The organism is Limosilactobacillus difficilis (assembly GCF_947387495.1).
Taxonomy (GTDB): Bacteria; Bacillota; Bacilli; order Lactobacillales; family Lactobacillaceae; genus Limosilactobacillus; species Limosilactobacillus difficilis.
This window is the reverse complement of record NZ_CANDNU010000058.1, coordinates 1-8,258: the sequence shown is the minus strand read 5'-3', so window position 1 is coordinate 8,258 and position 8,258 is coordinate 1. Positions and strand designations below refer to the sequence as shown.

The 8,258-nt window shown below is 49.1% G+C and carries 7 protein-coding genes; all 7 read right to left on the bottom strand.

The features are described 5' to 3' along the window. Positions 1-108 (bottom strand): transposase (locus QOR82_RS08385; RefSeq protein WP_283584314.1); only part of this gene is annotated, 108 nt, incomplete at its 3' end. A gap of 146 nt (positions 109-254) precedes the next feature. After that, positions 255-1,262 carry a serine hydrolase domain-containing protein gene (locus QOR82_RS08380; RefSeq protein ID WP_283584312.1) on the bottom strand — a complete coding sequence of 336 codons (1,008 nt, stop codon included), beginning with the start codon at positions 1,260-1,262 and terminating at the stop codon, positions 255-257. An 18-nt stretch (positions 1,263-1,280) separates the two neighbouring features. After that, entirely contained in the window at positions 1,281-3,110 is a 1,830-nt protein-coding gene (locus tag QOR82_RS08375; protein ID WP_283584311.1) for an ABC transporter ATP-binding protein, read from the bottom strand. Then, on the bottom strand, positions 3,103-4,845 hold the full coding sequence (locus QOR82_RS08370; protein WP_283584310.1) for an ABC transporter ATP-binding protein: 1,743 nt from the start codon (positions 4,843-4,845) through the stop codon (positions 3,103-3,105). Before QOR82_RS08370 ends, QOR82_RS08375 begins: the two co-directional genes overlap by 8 nt. 148 nt (positions 4,846-4,993) lie before the next feature. Further along, positions 4,994-5,545: a CDP-diacylglycerol diphosphatase gene (locus QOR82_RS08365; RefSeq protein ID WP_283584309.1), complete on the bottom strand. Its 552-nt coding sequence runs from the start codon at positions 5,543-5,545 to the stop codon at positions 4,994-4,996. Positions 5,546-5,766: 221 nt separating this feature from the next. Further along, complete coding sequence (locus QOR82_RS08360; protein WP_283584308.1) at positions 5,767-6,510, bottom strand: amino acid ABC transporter ATP-binding protein; 744 nt, start codon at positions 6,508-6,510, stop codon at positions 5,767-5,769. 12 nt (positions 6,511-6,522) lie between these two features. Further along, positions 6,523-7,950 (bottom strand): ABC transporter substrate-binding protein/permease, encoded by a 1,428-nt coding sequence (locus QOR82_RS08355; RefSeq protein WP_283584313.1) that lies wholly within the window; start codon positions 7,948-7,950, stop codon positions 6,523-6,525. Positions 7,951-8,258: the final 308 nt, after the last annotated feature.

The following is an 8,258-nucleotide window of genomic DNA, read 5'->3' as shown; positions in this document are numbered from 1 at the left end:
AACGTTTCCTTTCAACACTTTGTTGCGATATTTAGTTCCCCATATGATGTGGTAATTCAGATTGTAGACTGATGTTCTGCCATATGTAAGCCTATTATTATCTTTCATACCAATTATTATACCATGTTTTGCTTAAACCATGTGTGGCATAGGTATAAAAAGTAGGGGCAATTCATCACGTCCTTAAAAGAACGAGTTTCCTTGCCCCCATTTCAAAAAATCCGCTCGGCATTTTGACGCCGAACGGATTTTTCTTATGCGTTAAGGAAGGCCGCCATCACTTGTCCGCGGCGCCGCAAGAATTCATCGTTCTTGGCGCGGGGATGGACGCGGTTGGATAAAAAGACAAAGCCGCGATCGCGCTGCCGGTCCAGCATGATCCAGGTACCGGTAAAACCCGTGTGGGCAATAACGTAGTGCCGATCATGCGGATCGTGATAGAGCTGCCAGCCGAGGGAACGAAGATGCTCACCCGGCATTGGTGTCTGGTCAACAAACATGGCGTCGATCATCGACTGATCCAATAGACCACCCAGCCGATCTTCAATCAGGTGCCGACCAAAATGGGCTAAGTCCTGAGCGGTACTGAAAAGGCCGGCACAACCACAGTGCTCGCCTAAAATATAACCCTTGGGATCATGAGTCTCACCACGAATCAGGCCCCGTTGCGGTTGAATTTCTGTCGGCACGGCCTGGTCGGGATCCGGATGAAAAGTTGTGGCAGTAAGTCCCAATGGTTTGATAATGCGATCAGTAATCAGCTGCTGAACCGGCGCCCCACAGATCCGCTCCGCCACCCAGCCGAGGTAGATAAAGTTGATATCAGCATAGCGGATTTCCCGATTCAGGTTGACTCCCACGCTCATGTCCTGCAAGAAGGCCTTCGTCAACTGATCACAGTTCAGGTCGTTGCGGTGGGGAATCCAGCCGCTGATTGCTGAAGTGTGAGTGAAGAGATTACGAATCGTCGGCCGCTGATCCCCGAGTTCAGGCAAGAAGTCCGCCACGGGTTGATCCAGACTGACTTGGCCCTCCTGAATCAACTGCGCGATAAGGGGCACCGTGCCGATCACTTTGGTCAGCGATGCCAGATCGTAAACCATCTCGGCTGTTAATGGTGCCAGTGTTGGTCGCCACCGTGATACGCCCGCCGTCGCGGCCCATTCATTTTTCTTATCAAAGATGACCGCGGAGTAGCCAGGAACCACTTGGTCGTCCACCATTGACTGCATCAACTGCCTTGTTTGTTCATAGTTTGCCATTTTCACGCCCCGACTTGTCTACAGATTGTTGCCAATAAACTGACTGTTGTAAAGATCGGCATAGAAGCCGCCCTTCTTCATCAGGGACTGGTGATCCCCCGTTTCGATGATTTGCCCGTGATTCAGCACGATGATGTGTTCAGCATTGCGAATCGTCGACAAGCGGTGGGCAACAACAAAGCTGGTCCGGTCTTGCTGCAAATGCTCCATCGCTTGCTGAATCAAGGTTTCCGTCCGGGTATCGACCGAACTCGTCGCTTCGTCCAAAATCAAAATTTCGGGATTGGCGAGAAAGGCCCGGGCGATCGTCAGCAGTTGCCGCTGGCCTTGGGAAATATTGGAAGCTGCTTCGTTAAGAACCGTCTGGTAACCATCTGGCAATTCTTGAATGAATTCGTCAGCATAGGCCTCCTTGGCAGCAGCGTAAACCTCGTCATCACTGGCGTTTTCCCGTCCATACTTAATGTTATCAAAAATCGTACCGTTAAAAAGCCAGGTATCTTGGAGTACCATCGCGATATGGCTCCGCAATTGTGGCCGGGTCATCGACTTGGTGTCGTGCCCATCCAGGTAGATGTGACCACCTTGCACCTCGTAGAAACGTTCTAGCAAGTTGATAATCGTCGTCTTCCCAGCTCCCGTTGGCCCGACGATCGCAACAGTTTCACCTGCCGGCGCTTTCAGACTGAAGTCCGTGATCAACGGTTCATCCTGCTGGTAGCTAAAGTCTACATGATCAAACTCGATCTTCGGGACCGGCTTGCCATCTTTAACCGGTGTCGTAGCCAAGTCAGTCGACATCTCCGGCTCGTCCAGGATAGCAAAGATCCGTTCTGCCGAGGCGATCGTCATCTGAATCGTATTTGCCAGGTTGGCCACCTGGGTGATCGGCTGGGAGAACTGGTTCGTGTATTGAAGAAAAGCCTGAATATCCCCTAAAGTAATCTGGCCATGGATCATCCGCACTGCCCCAACGATGGCAACGCTCAGGTAGCCGAAACTGCGAATAAAGTTCATCAGTGGCCAAATCAAAATGGAGAAGAACTGCGCCTTCCAAGCGGCCTGGTAGTAACGCCGGTTAGTCTTAGCGAAGCGTTGCTCCTCGTCTTCTTCATGGTTGAAGGTCCGCACAATCGTGTGCCCGGCATAGGTTTCTTCCACCTGGGCATTGATATCGCCCAATACCGCCTGCTGCCGACTGAAGAGCCGTTGCGCCAGTGGAGCCACAAAGGCTACCACGATGAGACTCAGTGGTACCGTAATCAGAGCCACCAAGGTCAATTGCCAGCTGATGGTAAACATCAGGATCAGGACACCGACGAAGGTCACCGCACTCGTCAGGAGTTCAATCAAACTCGACTGGAGAGTCGTCGCGATGTTATCCATATCGTTGGTCATCCGGCTCATCAGATCACCGTTCGCGTGCGTATCGTAAAATTTGACCGGCACCCGCGCCATCTTCGCCTTTAAGTCGCCCCGCAGGTTGAAGACAACCCGTTGGCTGATCCAGGTCATGATCACCTGTTCAAACATACTGAGCAGTCCGGAAAAAGCATACAGCAAGACTACGATGACAGCAATGTGAGCGATCTTCGTAAAGTCGATTGGCAACTGGGCAAGATGCTGGCCATGTTGAGTGAGCCGGTAGCCCTTCATAATGCCGTTATAGATCGTCGTCGTGGCTTCCCCGAGAACTTTCGGCGCCAGCAGGTTCAAGACCGTCGAAGCCAGGGCGAGGAATGCCGATAAGAGCACGCCACCCCACCAGGGTTTCAGGTACATCAGAAGACGCTTCGTGGATGCCCAGAAATGTTGGGCCTTCCGTGGTCCTTTATGATCATTATGCATCCGCGTCATCTCCTTCCTGAATCTGTGAGTGCAAGATTGACTGGTAGGTCTTGTTATGAGCCTTCAATTCCGCATGCGTTCCCTGTCCAACCACCTGCCCGTCATCGAGGACAAGGATCAGGTCCGCATCAGCAACCGTCGAAATCCGCTGGGCTACGATCACCTTAACACTCTGGCTGAGCGAATCATCTTCCGCCAGGGCCTGCCGCAATTTGGCATCCGTCTTAAAGTCAAGGGCGGAGAAGGAATCGTCAAAGATATAGATCTCAGCCCGTTTGATAATCGTCCGGGCGATCGCGAGACGTTGTCGCTGACCACCAGAAAAGTTGCTACCATCTTGCTCGACCTTGGCGTCCAAACCACCCTGCTCTTGGATAAAGTCCGCTGCCTGGGCAATCTTCAGCGCTTTCCACATCTGTTCATCAGTTGCTTCGGGATTGCCAAATTGAAGGTTGGAACGCACCGTCCCCGAAAAGAGAACGGCCTTTTGCTGGGTAATCGAGATTAAACGGTGTAAGTCGTGAAGACTGAGCTGGCGAATCGGCTGGCCGTTGACGAGAATTTTGCCAGCGGCCGGGTCAAACAAACGCGGAATCAAGTTGACCAGCGTCGACTTGCCGGAACCGGTCCCCCCGATGATCGCCAGTGTCTGGCCGGCCGTCACCTTATAATTCAGATCCTTGAGCGCCAGGTGCTGAGCCCCGTCATAGCGAAAATCAACGTGTTGAAATTCCAGCGAAGCCGGCTGAGTTTCATCCAATGGCTGCCGCTGTTCGTCCGGCAAGTCCGTCACGGTGATTGGTTCATCCAGCACCGCATTCAACCGGCGCGCTGATACTTCGGCCCGCGGAACAAAGACAAAGACAAAGGAGAGCATCATAAAGCTCATCATAATCTGCGTTGCATAGGTCATGAAAGTAATCAGATTCCCAACCTGCATCGTCCGGTTAGCGATCAAATGCGCCCCGAACCAAGTGATACCGACGTTGGTCATACTGAGTATCAAGGTCATGACCGGAAACAAGAACGAGATCCAGGTAAAAGCATAAAAACCAGTTTGGGTATATGATTCGTTAGCCTTTTCGAAGCGTTTCTGCTCTCGCTTGTCCTGGTTAAAGGCCCGAATAACCCGTACCCCAGTCAAGCCTTCCCGGAAAATCAAGTTAATCTTGTCAATTTTCGGTTGCATGCTCTTAAAGTAAGGCATGGCAAAATACATGGCGACAACGATTGCCAAGGCGAGGACTGGCAAGCTGATCATAAAGATCCGTGTCAAATGCGGTTCCCGGTTATAGGCCAAGATAATTGCGGCCACCAGCATAATAGGTGACATCAGCATCATCCGCATCATCTGCACCATCACGTTTTGAATTTGCACGATGTCATTGGTCGAACGAGTAATCAGGGACGAAGAGCCAAATTTCGATAACTCGCGGCTAGAAAAGTGCAGGACCTTATGGTAGATCATATTGCGCAGTCGCTCCCCGACGCGCATCGCCTGGGTGGAAGCAAAGAAGACGTTGCCGGCGGCCGCCAGCAGTCCAATAAAGGCCACCAGCAACATCATGCCGCCAATCATCCAAATATAATGCATATCGCGCTTCATGATCCCCTTGTCGATCAAGTTGGCCGTAATGGTCGGCAGATAAAGGTCACAGGCAACCTGCACGCACATGAAAAGCAACGCCGCTAATGCAGCCCACCAATTAAGGGTTCTTTTAGCGATTTTTATCATTGCCAATCTCCTTTCATACACAAAAATACCGCTTCCGAAAACGGCAGCGGAAACAGCCTTCATTATAAGCAATTGCTGAACAAACAGCAAAAAAAACGTCCGCTTAACAAAGCGAACGCTTATTTATGATCGAGGATCGATCATCTAATTAGTTGTGTTCCACCTTAACCCCTTGAGGCAGACTACCGGACCAGTCACTGTAACTAACTGAGTTACTATTCTTGCTGGTTTGCTTGTCCAAGCCGTCACTGTTAACGTGGTGAGTCACACCTTGTGAGTCAGTCCAAACCGCCGTGTCACCTAAGCCCAGCTGAACCGCTTCACTGTGGCTGTTGGCGTTGACGCTAGAAGCATTAGCACTGCTGTGGGCCATCGTTGCCCGACTAGCAGCAGCCGGTGCCGTTGCCTGGCTGGATTCGGATTGACTGTTGGCCACCGCTTTATTTTGACTATTAGAAGTGCTGGAAATCTTGGCAGCACTGGAGCTAGTAACACTGCTGGAAGCACTCGCCGCCTGCTTGCTGCCCTTAGCAGCAGCTTTATCAGTCTTAGCTGCCTTATGTGACGGGGCCTTGGTAACTTTAGCAGAGCGAACGTGCGATTCATTCGTAGCTGGAGCACTGCTACTCTTCGCACAGCCGGCTAAGGTCAAAGCTGCTGTCAACATCACCATACTAGTTAAAACTTTTTGTGCTTTCATTGTTACAACCCCCGATCAATTCTCTTGGATTTCTTATATATTTATTGTAACAGCTTTGCAACAAAAATGTAACAATAAATGTCAAATTAATCTTTAAAGAAGTTTTAAGCCCGTCCCGATTTACCTTTATATTAGTGTTGACAAGCGTTTGCGCGAGCTTAGTAATTTCTGCAATATTTTTGCAACAAAAAATCCAGGATGTACTCATCCTGGATTGAATATTACGCGTTCAGCACTTTATCAAGGAAATTCTTTGTATCAGGGTGCTGAGGATGATCGAAGATTTGCTCCGGACTTCCTTGTTCACGAATCACTCCGTCATGGAAGAAGACCACTTGATCTGCGACTTGCTTAGCAAAGCCCATTTCATGAGTTACGACGATCATCGTCATCCCTTGCTTGGCCAGGCGGCGCATAACTTCCAGCACGTCACCAACCATTTCGGGGTCTAAAGCGCTGGTCGGTTCATCAAAGAGCATCACGTCCGGTTTCATTGCCAGAGCCCGGGCGATAGCCACCCGTTGCTGTTGACCACCAGACAACTTGGTCGGGTTTGTGTTGGCTTTTTCCCTCAACCCCACCGTGTCAAGTAGCTTGAGGGCTTTTTTTTCAGCTTGAGCCTTATCTTCGTGTTTGACCTGTACAGGTGCGAGAGTGATATTATCCAGCACTGACATGTTCGGGAAAAGGTTAAAGTGTTGGAATACCATCCCGATGTTTTCCCGAATCTTGTCGATGTTCTCCTTCGGGTCGGCAATGTCGTAACCATCAACATAGATATGGCCCTTCTGTGCGACTTCCAAGCGGTTAATGCAGCGCAGGAAAGTACTCTTCCCCGAACCAGACGGGCCGATCATGCAAACCACTTCAGATGGTTTGACATTCATGTTAATGCCCTTTAAGACCTCGTTGGCACCATAACTCTTATGGAGGTCCTTAATTTGAATTTTGTATTGTGAATCCATTGAACCAACCTCCTATTTTGCTATTTTCTTTTGAACGTAGTTAGATAACCAAGTCAAGAGGGTAATGATGATGATGTACATCACCCCAATGATCAGCCACATTTTGAAGCCTTCCATGTTCCGGGCGATGATAACTGTCCCGGTTTCGGTCAGTTCCATGACCCCGATAGCAGAAAGGATGGAGGTATCCTTCAAGGTGATGATGAATTGGTTGACCAGTGATGGGATCATCAATTTGAAGCCCTGAGGCGCGACAACCTTCCACAAAGCCTTGTAGTATGGCATCCCTAGTGAACGAGCAGCTTCCCACTGTCCTTTATCAACAGAATCAAAGCCACCCTTGACAATGGCACCGACATAAGCCCCTTCGTCAAGCATCAGCGTTAAGAGTCCGGCTTGGTTTAACGGAATCTTGTGGCCAATCACCGCTGGCAGACCAATGTAAATGAAGAAGGCTAGTACCATCATTGGCAGTCCCCGGAAAATGTAGATAATCGTAGCAGAAATGCCGTTCAAGATTTTGTTATCAGCGATCCCAAGCACCCCGAGGATCGTCCCAAAGATCAAAGCGAGGATAATCCCAACGATGGCTAACCAAACCGTTGCCCACAGACCACGAAGCAGTGCTGATGAGTTGTTCTTGATCAGTCCTGGAATCGTCCGCTGTTTAGCAGTATCGATATGGGTTGCATTGGATTTCAGGTACTTATCCTGAATCTTCTTCATTTCCCCGGATTTCTTCAGCCAACGAATCCCGTCATTCATCTTCCGTTGCAGCTCTTGGTTTTTACCTTTCTTGAAGCCGACCGCAATTGGAGTCGTGTATTCGGCATGCTTGGAAATGATCTTCAGCGGAACGCCGTTCTTAATCGAGTACTTGAGCACTGGTTCATCATCAAAGACTGCTGCCGCGTGGCCTACTTTAACGTCATTGTAAGGCGTGTTGGAATCTTGGAAGTACTTAATATGGTAACCGTACTTCTTCTTGTACTTTTGGGCCATGATGGCGCCAGAGGTACCAGACTTGGCATCAACTTGCTTCCCTTTCAGCTGTTTTAAGGAAGTGATGTGTTCCTTGTTGGACACCGCGACCACTACCCCGTCGTTGTAGTAAGGGGTTGAGAAATCAAATTTTTGTTCCCGTTCTTTGGTTACTGACATTCCGGCCATGACCGCATCAACTTGGCCGTTGGAGAGGGCCTGCAAGTCACCATTAAAGCTCATAATCTTGAAACGGTATTTGAAATGTTCATGCTTGGCAATTTTTCTCAACATTTCAATTTCGATCCCGGGGTTTTTGCCGCTGTATTTCCCGTTCTTATCCTGAATCGAGAATGGAGCGAAGGTCGTGTTGGTCCCAATCGTATAGGTTGGTTCAGCATGGACCCGGATGGTTTGGAATTGAATACCCAAAATAAATGCTGCCAGACAGGCCGCCATTGCGACGAACCACCGGCCTTTAACGCGAGCTTGCATATAGAGGTCCCCTTTGTTCATTAATATTTCCTAAGACGATTAGTGATAGTTTATCATCAATTCTTAACTTTACAAAACATTAACGGAAATTGCAGGTTGATCAAAGATGGTGGCGCTTGCAATGATCGCTTTCTAAAATACTGTGCCACGATAACTTAAGAATCTTAAGTGGATTTTTTGATAAGTTTTTTCTCATTGAGAATTTACAATTCAAGTGCAACATAAATTAAAAAAATAACCCATAACGGGTAGAATTAGTTTAATAACCAAAT